At 68.5% G+C, this 14,393-nt stretch carries 12 protein-coding genes and 1 pseudogene; 4 read left to right on the top strand and 9 right to left on the bottom strand.

What is annotated here, in order from left to right:
* Positions 1-256: 256 nt before the first annotated feature.
* The 5 genes from pdxH to IPK27_18440 all read right to left on the bottom strand — a co-directional run bounded on the left by pdxH (position 257) and on the right by IPK27_18440 (position 4,429).
* Positions 257-847, bottom strand: a complete 591-nt coding sequence (pdxH, locus tag IPK27_18460) for a pyridoxamine 5'-phosphate oxidase (protein ID MBK8069528.1) — start codon at positions 845-847, stop codon at positions 257-259.
* Positions 844-1,680 (bottom strand): sugar nucleotide-binding protein, encoded by an 837-nt coding sequence (locus IPK27_18455; GenBank protein MBK8069527.1) that lies wholly within the window; start codon positions 1,678-1,680, stop codon positions 844-846. Before IPK27_18455 ends, pdxH begins: the two co-directional genes overlap by 4 nt.
* A 16-nt stretch (positions 1,681-1,696) precedes the next feature.
* Positions 1,697-2,218 carry an exosortase H gene (gene xrtH / locus IPK27_18450; protein MBK8069526.1) on the bottom strand — a complete coding sequence of 174 codons (522 nt, stop codon included), beginning with the start codon at positions 2,216-2,218 and terminating at the stop codon, positions 1,697-1,699.
* Positions 2,219-2,307: 89 nt separating this feature from the next.
* The gene (locus tag IPK27_18445) at positions 2,308-3,387 is read right to left on the bottom strand and encodes a DUF2157 domain-containing protein (protein MBK8069525.1); all 1,080 of its coding nucleotides are present in this window, start codon (positions 3,385-3,387) and stop codon (positions 2,308-2,310) included.
* A 58-nt stretch (positions 3,388-3,445) separates the two neighbouring features.
* Complete coding sequence (locus IPK27_18440; GenBank protein ID MBK8069524.1) at positions 3,446-4,429, bottom strand: alpha/beta fold hydrolase; 984 nt, start codon at positions 4,427-4,429, stop codon at positions 3,446-3,448.
* 263 nt (positions 4,430-4,692) lie between these two features.
* On the opposite strand from IPK27_18440, the gene IPK27_18435 reads away from it, so the two are divergent.
* From IPK27_18435 to IPK27_18425, 3 genes and pseudogenes are all read left to right on the top strand, one after another.
* Complete coding sequence (locus IPK27_18435) at positions 4,693-6,399, top strand: VWA domain-containing protein (GenBank protein MBK8069523.1); 1,707 nt, start codon at positions 4,693-4,695, stop codon at positions 6,397-6,399.
* A 51-nt stretch (positions 6,400-6,450) separates the two neighbouring features.
* Complete coding sequence (locus IPK27_18430; GenBank protein MBK8069522.1) at positions 6,451-7,344, top strand: carbon-nitrogen hydrolase family protein; 894 nt, start codon at positions 6,451-6,453, stop codon at positions 7,342-7,344.
* Between the two features lie 293 nt (positions 7,345-7,637).
* Positions 7,638-9,031 (top strand): annotated as a pseudogene (locus IPK27_18425) (M28 family peptidase).
* Positions 9,032-9,154: 123 nt separating this feature from the next.
* Here the strand turns inward: IPK27_18425 and IPK27_18420 are convergent.
* Positions 9,155-9,310: a hypothetical protein gene (locus IPK27_18420; GenBank protein ID MBK8069521.1), complete on the bottom strand. Its 156-nt coding sequence runs from the start codon at positions 9,308-9,310 to the stop codon at positions 9,155-9,157.
* 1,442 nt (positions 9,311-10,752) lie between these two features.
* On the opposite strand from IPK27_18420, the gene IPK27_18415 reads away from it, so the two are divergent.
* Positions 10,753-11,796 (top strand): saccharopine dehydrogenase NADP-binding domain-containing protein, encoded by a 1,044-nt coding sequence (locus tag IPK27_18415; protein MBK8069520.1) that lies wholly within the window; start codon positions 10,753-10,755, stop codon positions 11,794-11,796.
* A 15-nt stretch (positions 11,797-11,811) separates the two neighbouring features.
* Here IPK27_18415 and IPK27_18410 read toward each other — a convergent pair whose 3' ends face one another.
* From IPK27_18410 to IPK27_18400, 3 genes are all read right to left on the bottom strand, one after another.
* On the bottom strand, positions 11,812-12,279 hold the full coding sequence (locus tag IPK27_18410; protein MBK8069519.1) for a DUF1857 family protein: 468 nt from the start codon (positions 12,277-12,279) through the stop codon (positions 11,812-11,814).
* A 191-nt stretch (positions 12,280-12,470) separates the two neighbouring features.
* Positions 12,471-13,766 carry a GTP-binding protein gene (locus tag IPK27_18405; GenBank protein MBK8069518.1) on the bottom strand — a complete coding sequence of 432 codons (1,296 nt, stop codon included), beginning with the start codon at positions 13,764-13,766 and terminating at the stop codon, positions 12,471-12,473.
* Positions 13,763-14,380 (bottom strand): YceI family protein, encoded by a 618-nt coding sequence (locus IPK27_18400; protein MBK8069517.1) that lies wholly within the window; start codon positions 14,378-14,380, stop codon positions 13,763-13,765. Before IPK27_18400 ends, IPK27_18405 begins: the two co-directional genes overlap by 4 nt.
* Positions 14,381-14,393: the final 13 nt, after the last annotated feature.

Genomic DNA, 14,393 nt, shown 5'->3' with positions numbered 1-14,393 from the left:
GTTGCTTCGAGTCCGGTTGTTGGTTGTTGGTTGTTGGTTGTTGGCGGCAACAGCCCGGCATGCCGGAAGCCTGTGGGAGCGGTTTCAGCCGCGATCTCTTGCCGGCAGCCGATAGAAAGATCGCGGACAGAGTCCGCTCGCACGGGCCCGCCGCGTGCGCGCTTTGCTGCCAACAACCAAGAACCAACAACCAGCAACCGGCCTCAGATCCAGTCAGCCACCGCCAGCCACCCGCCCACCGCAGTCACCCAAAACCTCAAGGGTACAGGGCCCGCTTGCTCCACTCGCCATCGACCAGCTCAAAGCGCAGGCGGTCGTGCAGCCGGTATTCGGCGCCGTACCAGAACTCGATCATGTCGGGCACCACGCGGAAGCCGGACCAGTGCGGCGGGCGCGGCACGTCCTGGCCTTCGAAGCGCTGCTCGAACTCGCGCACGCGGGCCATCAGTTCGTCGCGGCCGGACAGGGTCTGCGACTGTTTGCTGGCCCATGCGCCGATCTGCGACATCCGCGGGCGCTGGGCGAAGTAGGCGTCGGCCTCGCAATGCGTGACCGGTTCCGCCACGCCTTCGATCTTGACCTGCACCTGGCGGTCCAGGGTCTTCCACAGGAACAGCAGGGCGCACTGCGGGTGCGCCAGGATCTGGCGGCCCTTGTTGCTCTCGAAGTTGGTGTAGAAGACGAAACCGCGCCCGTCCAGTTCCTTCAGCAGCACGGTGCGTGCAGACACCCGGCCGCGGCCGTCAGCGGTGGCCAGGGTCATCGCAGTGGGCTCCGGATCCCCGGCGCCACGGGCGCGCTCCTGCAGGTCACGGAAATGGGTGAAGGCCTCGAACAGCAGACTCATGGATGCGCGCTTCCTGGAAGTACAGACGTATAGCCGTCCCGATACGAAGGATAGCGGGGCTGCCAGCCCAATGATCGGGCCAATCGATTGCAGAGCCGTTTGCCGCCGATCAAGGCGCCGCCAAATTGCTCGGGCAGCGGCGGCAGGCCGAGCCGCTGCGCGATCCAGTCCAGCACCTCGCGCTCGGTCGCCGGCGTGTCGTCCACCCCGATCACGCGTGGCGGAACGCTCGCGGCACGCACCAGCAAGGCTGCCAGCGCGGCCGCATCGTCCAGGTGAATGCGATTGGTCCAGTGCTCGCCGGGCAGCAAGGCCTCGCCCGCGCGCACCCGGCGCAGCAGCCAGTGGCGCCCGGGGCCGTAAAGTCCGGACAACCGCAGTACGCTGGTGTCCCGCACCAGGCTGGCGGCCAGGCGCTCGCCTTCCAGCAGCACCCGCCCGTTGAAGCCGGCAGGCGCCGTGGTGCTGCCCTCGTCCACCCATTCGCCGCCATCCTGCCCGTAAACCGCGGTGCTGGACACGTAGACCAGCCGCAGCGATCCGGCAGGCTGCGGCAATGCGTGCAGCAGGCGTTCCAGCGCGTGGACGTAGATCGCGCGGTAGCCTTCCTCGCTGCGCACCGACGGGGTCGGCGCGTAGAGCACGGTGTCGATCGCCTCGGGCAGGTCGCTGAAGCCCTCGCCCGTCAGCAGGTCGGCCGCCACCGGCTGGATGCCCGGCGGCAGGCTGGCCGGGTTGCGGCGCAGGCCGAAAACGGTGGCGTCCGGCAAGCAGGCCGCGGTGGATATGCCCAGCTCGCCGCAGCCGGCGATCAGGACCCGCTGCGCGCGCACGTGACGGTCGCGGGCGTCAGGCGGCCGCGGGCGCGGCCGGGGTGGCCGGCCGGCGCGGTGTGGTGCGCGAGATCCAGCGCAACCACAGCAGCCAGACCACCAGCGCGTCGATGATGATCAGCGCCTGCCACAGATACAGGTGGAACCACTCGAACCACACCATGCTCCACTGGCCCATGTAGAACAGGCTGATGATGCGCACCAGGTTGAGCGCCTGGATGGCGATGAAGCCGATGCAGAAGCCCACCAACTTCTGCTTCCAGGTCGACGGGAATGCCGCCAGCGCCGCGATCAGGATGATCACCGCCTCGATACCATTGCAGCCGCGCTCGATCGACACTGCGAAGCCGTTGGTGGTGCTCTGGATAATCTTGCCGTAGCTGTGCACATCGCTGTCGAACAGCTTGATTATCCAGGCGCTGACCTGCGCCAGCCCGTCGGTGAACGGGATCACGAAGTGGGTCTCGCCGAACTTGGAGATCTCGAACCAGAACAGCGCCGAGAGCACGCCGAGGAACACGAAGAAGAAGCGGACCATTCGCGAAAAGGATCGTCAGCCGAATCAGGCGCGCGATGTTAGCGGATGGATTGTGAAGAGTTGCACGACGAGAATCGTTGCCGGCATTTTCAGCCCTCGCGCGCCTCGATCGCGCGGCGCAAAGCCGCAGGCAGGAAGCGCGACAGGCGCTCATGCAACGCCGCCTCGTGCCGACTCCACCAGATGCCGACGAACACGATGCCGATGCCGAGTGCACCCAGCGCGCCGGTGAACAGCAGGCTGTCTTCGAACACCTCGTAGCTCAGGTGACCAAGGTAACCGATGACCCCCAGGGCGCCGAAGACCACGAACACCCGCCGGGCAATCATGACGCCGACCAGGATCAGCCCGATGTTGATGCCGCAGTAGATCAGCTTGCCGAACTCGGACCCCGAATTCTGCGAGCTCAGCCCGCCCCAGAAGGTCAGCACGCCGACGACATACAGCCAGAAAGCGAAGTCGCGGCGATCCAGGCGCGCAGCGGCGACGGCGTGCTGGCGCAACTCGATCCACAGCGCGAGGCCCACCATCACCGCGCCGAACAGCATCGAGATCGTCGCGCGCAGCTTCCATCCGGCCTCGCTGAACCAGCCATCGGTGTCCTGCGCGAGGAAGGCCGCGAAATCCATGCTCATGTACCACAGGGTCACCGCGATCGGCAGCATCGCGAACGGCAGGCGGAAGCGGCTGAGCACCACCGCACCGGCCGCCAGCGTGGCGAACTCCATCATCAGCCAGCGCCAGTCGATCCAATAGTGGTAATCGCGATAGCTCTGTTCGCCGGCCCAGAAGCCGAGCACGTGCTGGGCGGCGAACACCACCATCGGCACCGCGGCGATCAGCAGCGCAGCCATGGTGCCGGCGGCGATGGGCTGGCGGTTGACCTCGAGGAAGCGCCGGGTCAGCGCATAGGACAGCATGATCACGCCCAGGCCAAGAACGAGCAGCGGCCAGGCGCCGAAGGCATCCCAGGCCACCGTGATGAAGATCGACACCGCGCCGATCGCGATCAGCCCGCCGAAGTAGTACAGCAGGTGCGCCATCTTGAAACGCGGCGCCTCATGCCCTGCTTCGTCAGCGGTGAGGTAAGCCCACAGTGCCCCGGCGCGGTCCGCATCGAGTACGCCGGCATTGACGGCTTCCTGCAATCGCGTCTGGCTCAGGCTGATGCGCACGGCGGCACTCCCATCGGTATTCATCCGATCATGATCCAAGCCGACCCGCGCCTCAACGCCGCAGTTGCTCTGCGCTCAGGGAAATCTGACCGCCGGCGGCGATCTGCGCCGCGATGGCGCGCGTGGCCGGCCGCAGCACCCCGAAGTGATCGACACCCGGCACCCGCAGGCAATGCACCATCGGGTTGCGCGTCTGCGCGCACAGCGAATCCAACGCGCCGATGTTCCCCGGCGCCTGCATGCCCTCGATGATCCAGGTCGGCTGGCCGATCCCGGCCAGCCAGTGGATCGGCGAGCGCAACTTCAACTCCATCGGATCCAGGGTGGAGAAATCCAGCGGGAAGAGATCGGCTGGGTAGCCATCCACGCTGGCTACCGGGCCGAAAGCGAACACCCCGCGGAAATGGCTGCCCATCGCGGCGGTGAGCAAGGCCAGCGTGCCGCCGGTGCTGTGGCCGACAAGGTAGATCCGCCTCGGGTCCACGTAGCGGATCAGCGCAAGTTGGCGCGCCGCGGCGAGCACATCGTCGACCTCGCCGAGGAAGAACTCGCGCTGGCTGCGGTGCCCGTTGCCGCCGCGCAGCGCGACGAATGCCATCACCACGCCGGCCTCGCGGAAGGCACGCGCGGACTGGTCGTTGGCATCCGGCCCGGCGGTCCAGAAGTCGCCGAGCGTATTGGTGTCGCCGCCGGTCAGCCAGAGGATCGCCGGATGGCGCTGGCCATCAGCCGGATCGGGCGAGACATAGCCCGTCAGGGTGTAGTTCTGCGGGTTCGTGTAATCGCTGCGCACGAACCAGTGCGGCGGCGGCTGCGGCAGCGGGGTGGACGGCGGAGCCGGATCGCGCACCTGGGTGCGAAAGCCTGTCCGGGCTTGGACGAAGGCATTCCCGCCGCTGGCGGCGACCTCGGCGCGGTCCTGTTCCACGCGCTTCGCCTGGGCCTGCTCCCAGGCGATCCGCTGCGCCTCGGCCGCCTCCCAGGAGGCCTGCTCGATGCACTGGTGGACGGGATGGATCGCGTAGCCCTTGACCATCGCGTCCTCGCGTGCTTCGGGCGTTGTCAAAGCGGAGCCATGACAGACTGCCTCGAAGCTGTCCGGCGCCGGCGGCCTGCGCGGGGTCGGCAGCAGGAAGACCAGCAGCAGTCCCATCACGAGGATGATCAGGAGGTTGCGCGACACTGGTGTGGCTCCGATGATCCGACCGGTCCAAGCATACGACCCCGATGCGCGCGGCGTGTCCCGTCCCGCTCGTGGCCTTCGTTCCCTGTCCGTTTCGACCCGGAGAAACCCAGACGATGACCCGATCCCTGCTCGCCAGCCTGTTGCTCGTCGCCACCACGGCCTCTGCCGAAAATGTGGTCCTGGTGCTGGATGCCTCCGGCTCGATGTGGGGCCAGATCGAGGGCAAGACCAAGATCGAGATTGCGCGCGCCGCCGTCGCTGACCTGGTCGGCCAGTGGAAGGCTGGCGACGCGCTCGGCCTGGTTGCCTACGGCCATCGCAGCAAGGGCGATTGCAAGGACATCGAGTCCCTCATCCCTTACGGCCCGCTGGATGCGCAGGCCTACCTGGCGACGGTCAACAAGCTCAACCCGAAAGGCATGACGCCGCTGTCGGCCGCGGTGATCCAGGCTGCGGACACCCTGAAGATCAGCGAGCAGAAGGCCACCGTGATCCTGGTCTCGGACGGCGAGGAAACCTGCGAGATGGATCCCTGCCAGGTCGGCAAGGAACTGGAGGCGCGCGGGGTGGACTTCACCGCGCACGTGATCGGCTTCGACGTGCCCAACCCGGCGCACCAGGCGCAACTGCGTTGCCTCGCCGAGAACACCGGCGGGCGCTATTTCAACGTGCGCGATGCCGCAGGCCTGAGCGCCGCGCTCGGCACCCTGGCCAGCGTCAGCACCGAGCCCGCGCTGCCACCGGCCACGGCCAGCGTCCAGGGCCCGGCGAGCGCCGCGGCGGTCGCCAGCATCGATGTGCAATGGACCGGCCCGGCCGACGAGGGCGACTACATCGCGATCGTGCAGCCGCAGGGCGCCAGCGCGCGCGAGTACGACTATGCCTGGGCCAAAGCGGATGCACCCAAGGTCAGCCTCGACACGCCGCCGCAGGCCGGCGCCTGGGAACTGCGCTACATCAGCCCGCGGCGCGATCCCTCCGTGCTCGCGCGCCAGCCGGTGACGATCACCCCGGCCGCAGCCACCCTGGAGGCGCCCGCGCAGGCCAGCGCCGCCGGCCCGGTTGCGGTCACCGCCACCGGTCCGCACTCGGCTCGCCACTGGATCGGCTTCGCACCCAAGGGCAGCCCGGCCGGCAGCTACCTCGACTATGTGCGCCCCGCCGGCACCCGTTCGGTGGTCGAACTGCGCGCCCCCGCCGAACCCGGCGAGTACGAGATCCGCTATGTCCTGAACGAGTCGGAGCAGATCCTGGCCTCGCGCCCGATCCAGATCACGCCGGCCACCAGCGCCATCCAGGCCGCCAGCGAGGCGCAGGCCGGCACCCTGGTCAAGGTCACCGCCAAGGGCCCCGCCGGCAGCGGGGACTGGATCGGCTTCGCCCCGGTCGGCAGCCCCGCGGGCACTTACCTCGACTACCAGCGGCCCAGCGGCCCGGAGTCGCAGGTGGAACTGAACGCCCCGGTCCAACCCGGCGAGTACGAGATTCGCTACGTCGTGAACGAGTCGGAGAAGGTGCTGCATGCCCACCGCATCCGTATCGTCGACGGCAAGTACAGCATCTCCGGCCCGGCGCAGGCGCGCGTCGGCGAGGTCATCACGGTGCGCGCAGAAGGTCCGTTCTCGGCAAGCCATTGGATCGGGTTCGCACCCGCCGGCGGCGGCGACGGCGAGTACCGCGACTACACCCGGCCCACCGGATCGGTCAGCGAGGTGCAACTGACCGCGCCGGACGAACCCGGTGATTACGAGCTGCGCTACGTGCTGAACGAATCCGAGCGCGTCATCGCGCGCCAGCCGATCCGCGTGCTGCCCAACTGAGCCGCCCGGCGGCGGGGCTACAATCCGCGCCCCGCCGCCGGGTTCCGCGCCATGTCCGATACCTCCGCCCTGCCCCGCCGCCGCGTCCGCGCGATGGCGGTGCAGTACCGCATGCAGGCCTGCCGCAGCTTCGACGACTTCGCCGAGCGCGTGCGCTACTTTGCTGGCGTCGCCGGCGACTACGCCTGCGACTTCGTCTGCTTCCCCGAGTTCATGGCCCTGGAACTGCTGTCGATTGCCCCCCGGCGGCTCGGCGGCAGCGAGGCGATGCAGGCGATGGCCGCGCACTCGTCGGCCATCGACCGCTTGATGCGCGAACTGGCCCTGCAGCACAAGGTCAACATCGTCGGCGGCGCCTTCCCGCGCGCGCTCGCCGATGGCAGCGTGCGCAACCTGGCCGGGATCTACCACCGCGACGGACGCATCGACTACCGCAGCAAGATCCACGCGACGCCCAGCGAATGCGCCGTCTGGGGCGTCAGCGGCGGTGACGACGCCGACATCGTCGACACCGATTGCGGACCGGTCGGCGTGGCCATCTGCTACGACAGCGAGTTCCCGGAACTGATCCGCCATCTGACGCTGCGCGGCGCGCCGCTGCTGTTCGTACCCTTCTGCACCGACGAGCGCCAGGGCTACCTGCGGGTGCGCTACAGCTGCGCCGCGCGCTGCGTGGAGAACCAGATCTACGCCGTGCTCGCGGGCACCGTGGGCCATGTGCCGCGGGTGCTCAACATGGACATCCAGTACGCGCAGAGCTGCATTCTGACCCCCTGCGACCTGCCCTTCGCGCGCGACGGCATCGCCACCGAGGCCGCGCCCGACAGCGAAGCGGTGGTGTTCGCCGATCTCGACCTCGAGGTCCTGATGGAAGCCCGCGAGCGCGGCACCGTGCGCAACCTGGCCGACCGCAGGCCGGATCTTTACAAGATGTGGCAGCGCTGAGCGCGGCCGTGCGGTGGCCGGTGCGAGCCGCTAGGCTTCGCGCATTCCGGTCCCGAAACAGCTTTTTCGTCCGCAAAGGACGCAAAGGACGCAAAGGAGAGCAAAGTCCGGCACTGGATCTGCCGGAACAGGGGAGTGCTCAGCAACCCACTGATGCTCCTGCTTTCTTTGCGTCCTTAGCGTCCTTTGCGGACAAGAATCTTCCTCCCTTCATTCACGTAGATCATGGTCGGTGACCGCCGACGTTGTCCCCCACGCCCTCGACCCCTGACCCTGGAACCCCTGACGTGTCGATCCGCCTGACCCTGTTGTCCCTGCTGCTCTGCGGCGCCGCTGCCGCGAATCCTCTGAGCGAGGCCGACCTCGCCACCGCTGCGGCGCTGCGCGACCAGGCGCTCGAGGGCAGCCCGGCCTTTGCCGTGGTCGAGTCGCTGACGCGTGAGGTCGGCCACCGCATGGCCGGCAGCGAGAACGATGCCAAGGGCTGCGCCTGGGCGGTCGCCAAGTTCCGCGAGCTGGCTTCCAGCGGGTGTATGTGCAGCCGGTGAAGTTCCCGGGCTGGGCGCGCGGCTTCGAGAGCGCCGGCATCCGGTCGCCCACCCCGGCGCCGCTGACCATCGCCGCGCTCGGCGGCAGCATCGGCACCCCGCCGGGCGGATTGCGCGGGGACGTGGTGCGCTTCGAAACCGCCGCCGACCTCGAGGCCGCGCCACGCGGCTCGCTGCGCGGCAAGATCGCCTACATCGCCAACCGCATGCAGCGCGCGCGCGACGGCAGCGGCTACGGCCCGGCAGTGATCGCGCGCGTCCAGGGCGCGGTGTACGCCGCACGCGCCGGCGCCAGCGCGGTGCTGATCCGCTCGGTCGGCACCGACGAGAACTCGCGCACCCCGCACACCGGCGTGATGCGCTACGACAACATGCTCACGCGCATTCCGGCCGCCGCCCTGGCCACCGCCGACGCCGACGGCCTGGAGCAGGCGCTCGCCAGCGGCGCCCCGGTGACGGTCAAGCTGGAGCTCGGCAGCCGCACCCGCAAGGGCGAGTACACCTCCGCGAACGTGATCGGCGAGATCCCCGGCAGCGAGTTCCCGGACGAAGTCGTCGTCATCGGCGGCCACCTCGATTCCTGGGACCTCGGCCAGGGCGCCATCGACAACGGCGCCGGCGTGGCGATCACGATGAGCGCCGGCGCCCTGATCGGCCGCCTGCCCCAGCGACCGAAACGCACCATCCGGGTGGTCGCCTTCGCCAACGAGGAACAGGGCGTGTTCGGCGGCAAGCAATACGCCCGCGATCACGCCAGCCAGGTGACACAGCACGTGCTCGGCGCGGAATCCGACTTCGGTGGCGGCCGCATCTGGCGCATGTCCTCGCGCGTCGCCGAGTCGGCGCTGCCGGTCGTCGACCAGATCCACCGCGTACTCGCGCCGCTCGGCATCGAGCGCGGCGACAATCTCGCCGGCGGCGGCGCCGACCTCTCCGCCATGCGCGACCTCGGCATGCCCATCATTGGCCTCAACCAGGATGGCACGCAGTATTTCGACTACCACCACACCGCGGCGGACACGCTGGACAAGCTCAACGCCAAGGACCTCGACTACAACGTCGCGGCCTATGCGGCGATGGCCTATCTGGCGGCGCAGGCCGGACCGGTGTTCGGCCCCGTGCCGCCGGCCGCCCCCTGACCCGGGAGCGCTGGCGTCCTCGCCGGCGCTTTGCGCAAAGGCGCGCGTCATGTACGGCAGCGCACGCTCGCGTGGCGACGGCGCATTGGGGCCAAGCGCCCGTGCTCAGGGAGGATGCGGCGCTCACTCGGCGCGGCGCGCTGGCGTATCGCTGCGCGCGACTCGCTGGCGTATCCGCGCAATGCGGTGACGGGTCGCGGTCATGCGGCGACGGGTTGCCAGCATGCGCCGACGAGTCGGCGTGATGCGGTGGCGCATCGCGGCGATGCGGCGATGCATCGCCGGAATGCGCTCGCGGACAACGGCGATCCGCGCGCGGGCAGATTCTGTCCGACGACGAGTGCGCCGGCACGCACGAGCGGACCGATTTTGTCCGTCGCCGGGTCCACGGTTACCTGCGAGAGGACGAATCTTGTCCGGTGGCGAGTGAATTCCATTCGACGCCACGTGGCCGTCGTCTGCTTGCGGCTTGGATGCCATCCTCAACTGGATGCAGGCGATCCACGAGCGCATGGAATTGGTCTCCGAGCGGAGGGTTTTTTCCCGGGAGCGGGTTGGGATGGTTCGACCGGGGTTTGCTCTTGTCGCTGGTCGCTGGTCGCTGGTCGCTGGTCGCTGGCGCTGTTGCTGTTGCTGTTGCTGTCGCTGGTCGCTTCAGAAGCGAAAGCGTTTCGGCCTGGCGGCCGAGTGACTTTTCTTTGAGTGGCCAAAGAAAAGTCACCAAAAGAAAGGCCACCCCGCGTCCGCGCTTGCCGCGCGTCGTGCGCGGCAAGTCCCCTGCGGTGCTCACGAAGCGCAGGCCGCTGCGCAACTCGCACGTCCATGTGCTCGGACATGCTCGCTTTCCCCTGCGCTTCGCTCCGCTCCTCGGCGCTCCCGAGGGGCCCCATTTTCCCTCGACCCGGCCTCCTGCCTGGTCTTCGAGGCGAGCTTCTTGATCGATTTGCTTGGGAAGAGTCGAGAGCGAAGCGTGAGCAGCCAAGCAGAGTTGCTGGCTCTGGCGCTGCTGCTGGCTCTGGCGCTGCTGCTGGCTCTGGCGCTGCTGCTGGCTCTGGCTTCCTTCCGCACAAGACCCGCAAGCCGGCCGACCCGCTCTTCCTCAAGAACCAGGCAGGAAGCCGGGTCGAAGAAACCCGGGGCCCCTCGGGAGCGCCGAGGAGCGGAGCTGGATCAAGGGGAAAGCGAGCATGTCCGAGCACATGGACGTGCGAGTTGCGCAGCGGCCTTGATCCGGCGAGCACCGCAGGGGACCCCGTGTGCACGACGCACACGGGGCGCGGACGCGGGGTGCCCTCTTTCTTGGTCACCTTCTTTCTGGGCAAGCAGAAAGAAGTGACTCGGCCGAAAGGCCGAAACGCTCTTGCTCTTGATCTCGATGACAGAAGCCAAAGGCGAAAAGCGAGAAGCAAAAAGATCGCGGGCGGAGCCCGCTCCCACAAACAGCAAAGCAGAAGCGACAGCGACAGCGACAGCCAAAAGCTCGCGGGCGGAGCCCGCTCCCACAAACAGCAAAGCAGCAGCGACAGCGACAGCGACAGGATCGCGGGCAGAGCCTGCTCCCACAAGCGGCAAAGTGACGAGCATAGACCTCGGGCAAAGCCCGATCCCACAACCAGCCAAGGCACAGCGTCAGCGCTCCCGGCGGCCACGCCCCCCATTCTTCGCTACCATAACCGCGCCGACTCAGCGCAGCACGGGAGAGCAGCGTGGCAGACGCGTGGATGGTTTACGGAGCCTACGGCTACACCGGGCGCCTGGTGCTCGAGCGTGCGGTGGCTGCCGGGCTGAAGCCGGTGGTGGCCGGCCGGGATGCCGCGAGGACTGAGTCGCTGGCGCTGGAGTTCGGCCTGCCGCACCGCAGTTTCGATCTCGACAACACCGAGCAGTTGCGTCGCGGTCTCGAGGGCATGCGCGCGGTGCTGCACTGCGCGGGGCCGTTCTCGGCCACTGCAGCGCCGATGATCGCCGCCTGCCTGCAGGTCGGTACGCATTACCTCGACATCACCGGCGAGATCGACGTGTTCGCCTATGCGCACGCCAACGATGGTGCGGCGCGCAAGCGGGGTGTCGCGCTGGTGCCGGGCGTGGGCTTCGATGTGGTTCCCACCGATTGCCTGGCGGCGATGCTCAAGCACGAACTGCCCGATGCCACCGAACTGGTGCTGGCCTTCGACGCCGGCGGCGGTCCCAGCCGCGGCACCGCGCTGACCAGCGTGGAGGGCTTGGGCAACGGTGGCCGGGTGCGCCGGGACGGGCAGTTGCTGAAGGTGCCGCTGGGCTACAAGCAGCGCGAGTTCGCCTTCCCGCGCGGCAATCGCCAGGCGGTGACGATTCCCTGGGGCGATGTCTACACCGCTTTCGTCAGCACCGGGATTCCGAATGTCGAGGTCTACATGGCGCTGCCGCCGCGCACCATCGCCAACCTGCGGCGCCTGCGCTGGTTCACGCCCCTGCTGGGCCTGGCACCGGTCCAGTGGTTGATGAAGCGGCGGGTGGAATCCAGCGTGCGCGGACCGTCGGCGCAGCGCCGTGGCGATACCCAGTCACATGTCTACGGCGAAGTGCGTAATCCCCGCGGCGACGTGCGTGCGGCCACGCTGAGCACGCCGAACGGCTACGACCTGACGGCCGACGCGGCGCTGGCGATCACCCGCCACCTCGCGACCGACCCAGGGCCGCATGCGGGCTACTACACGCCCTCTTTGCTGATGGGTGCGGAGTTCGTACGCTCGCTGCCGGGCGTGCAGTACGCGCGCATCCGCTGAGGCGCGCAAGGCGGCTCAGTCCGCGGCCTGGATCAACTCCCGCAGCATCGCCACCTGCGCGACATCGGCCTGCAAATAGGCCGAGCGGAAAGCCGCGCGGTGCGCGTCGGTGACCTCGGGGTCGGCATCGATGTGCGGACTGTGGTAGCTGAATCGCAGCACCAGCACGCCCTCGGCGGGCGCCTCCATCGCCATGCTGCGGCTGCCCCCGGCCAGCGCGTCGGGTGCCAGGATCTGCTGCACGATCAGCCCGCGGACAGGGTCCGCATGCACGCGGTCGCGCACTTCCAGACGACCGAAGTCGATCCGCCGCTCCCATTCCAACGGGCCCTTCGCGCTGATTTCGACATGATCGAGGTCCGGTCGCAGCAAGCGCGGATCACGCACGCTGAGCAACAGCAAGGCCCACAGCGACTCACCCGAGACCGGGCGCACGGAGGGATCCGCGGGATCGTTGATGGCGACGATGTGTTCGAAGTTCATCTGCGCAGTCTGCCTGCGCCTGCGCTAAATCGCGACCCTGGTTCGAGATGAGGCGCAACAGCAGAGCAAGCTCGAGCAAGCTCTGTTACGGGCATGGAACCACCGCGGGGCAAGCTCCGCCCGGCGGGTATGGAGCCTCCTGAATTCAGCCGTACAGACGGATCCCGGCGGCAAGGGCCGCCGTGATCCTCTCAGGCCTTGAGCCGCGCCAGGATCTCGGCGCGCGCGTCCTTCAGGATCGAGTCGCGATCCAGGCTGTCCAGGATTTCCTCGACCACCCGCTTGGGGCCCTTCTCGCCCCAGCTCTTGCCGTTGGCGAGGTAGGCCTGCGCCGCGCGGCCGGTGAGGTAGGTCGAGAAATAGGCCAGCGCGCCCTGCGCGCCGGCGGTCAGTGCGGTCGACAGGCCCACGCTGATGCCCTTGAGCGCGCTGGCGAGCACGTTGACGCCCCAGATCGCGCCCATCAGCACCGCGATCTGGGCGGCGATCTTGAGCACCAGTTCGCCCGCCTCGGCCTTGGTCAACGGCAGTCCGTAGACATGGCCGAGGTGCATGACCAGGGCGATGTCCAGGCCTGCCGCCGCGGCCAGATCGGCCAGCGGCACCGGGTTCATGCCCACCGCGACGCCCTTGCCCAGCGCGTAGTTGCGGATCAGCTTGTCGGCGACGTCCGCGCGCACCTCGGTCAGGCGCCGCCCGACCTCGTCCGACAGGCGCCCGGCGAACAGGCCGGCATTGAGCGCCGCGAGCGTCTTGCCCTCGCTGGCGAGCACCTCGTACATGCGCGAACGCACCTCGGCGACATCCGCGGGCGGCGTTTCCAGCGATTCGCTCTCGTTGCCCTGCGCGTCGATGCGGATCACCCGCCGCTGGGCCGGCAGTGCGCTGGCGGCCAGCACCTGGTCCGGCCGCAGCAGGCCCTGGGTGTGGCTGCGCAGACGCTGCAGCAAGGATTCGCGCTCGGCGCGGGTGAAACGGTCTGCCTTGTTCAGCACCAGCAGCATCGGGCGGCGGGTTTCCGCCAGTTCGTGCAGCGCCGCGCCTTCGGTCGCGGTGAGATCGCCCTCGACCACGAAGATCACCAGGTCCGCGCGACTGGCCACGTGCCGCGCCAGTCGCTCGCGCTCGGCGCCGTCGATCTCGTTGATGCCCGGGGTGTCGATCAGGTGCACGCCGGAATCGCCGATGCGCTGCCACTGCGCGCTCTCGCGCGTGGTGGTGGTGCCGTGCAGCACGCCGACGACGAAGGTCGACGCGCCGACCAGCGCGTTCAGCAGCGCCGACTTGCCGACGCTGACGCGGCCGAACACCGCGACGTGCAACTCGCCCTGTTCCAGTTTGGCGATCAGCCGCTCGACCTCGGCGAACTCGGGCTCCAGCGCGCGCCGGACTTCGCCCGGCAGGTTCGGGTCCTCGATCAGCGCGCGCAGGCTGTCGACGGCCTGCGCCAGGTGGCGCTGCTGCGTGCTGGAGGCGTCACTGCTCATCGTTTACCTGGCTTGCGGGGCATTGGCTTGGCGCGCTGGCCTTCGACCTCGATGCGCAGCTTGACCGCATCGGCGAGCGTGCCCGGCAGGGCGTCGAGGCCAAAACTGGCGCGCGGGATCGTTGCGCTGGCTGAGAAGCCCGCGGTGGCCTTCAGCGTGTACGGATGGGTGCCGATGCGGTTGATGCGCACATCCAGCGTCAGCGGATGGGTCTGGTCCTTGAGCGTCAGCTCGCCGTGCAGCCTGGCCGTGCGCTCCCCGGTCATCTCGAAACGGCTGCCGACGAAGCGCGCCTGCGGATAGCGCTCGGCATCGAACCACTTGCGCCCGAGCATGGTGCGGTTCCAGTTGGCATCGCCCAGGTCCAGCGACCCGATCTCGACCCGCACCTCGGCGCGGTTCGCCGTCGGGTTGTCCGGATCGAAGGTGAACCCGCCCTCCCAGCGCGTGAACCGTCCGACCGAGGTGGAAAAGCCCATGTGGTCGGCATGGAAATAGAGCGTCGAATGCACCGGGTCGAAGCGGTACTCGACCGGCGCCGCGTGGCCTGCGCTCGCCGCAATCGCTGCCGCCAGTGTAAGCGTCGCGACAGCCGCGCGCTTCGGCCGAGGCAAGGAACATGGGAAC

It is taken from the genome of Rhodanobacteraceae bacterium, assembly GCA_016713135.1.
GTDB lineage: Bacteria > Pseudomonadota > Gammaproteobacteria > Xanthomonadales > SZUA-5 > JADKFD01.
This window is presented reverse-complemented; position numbering and strand designations above follow the sequence as displayed.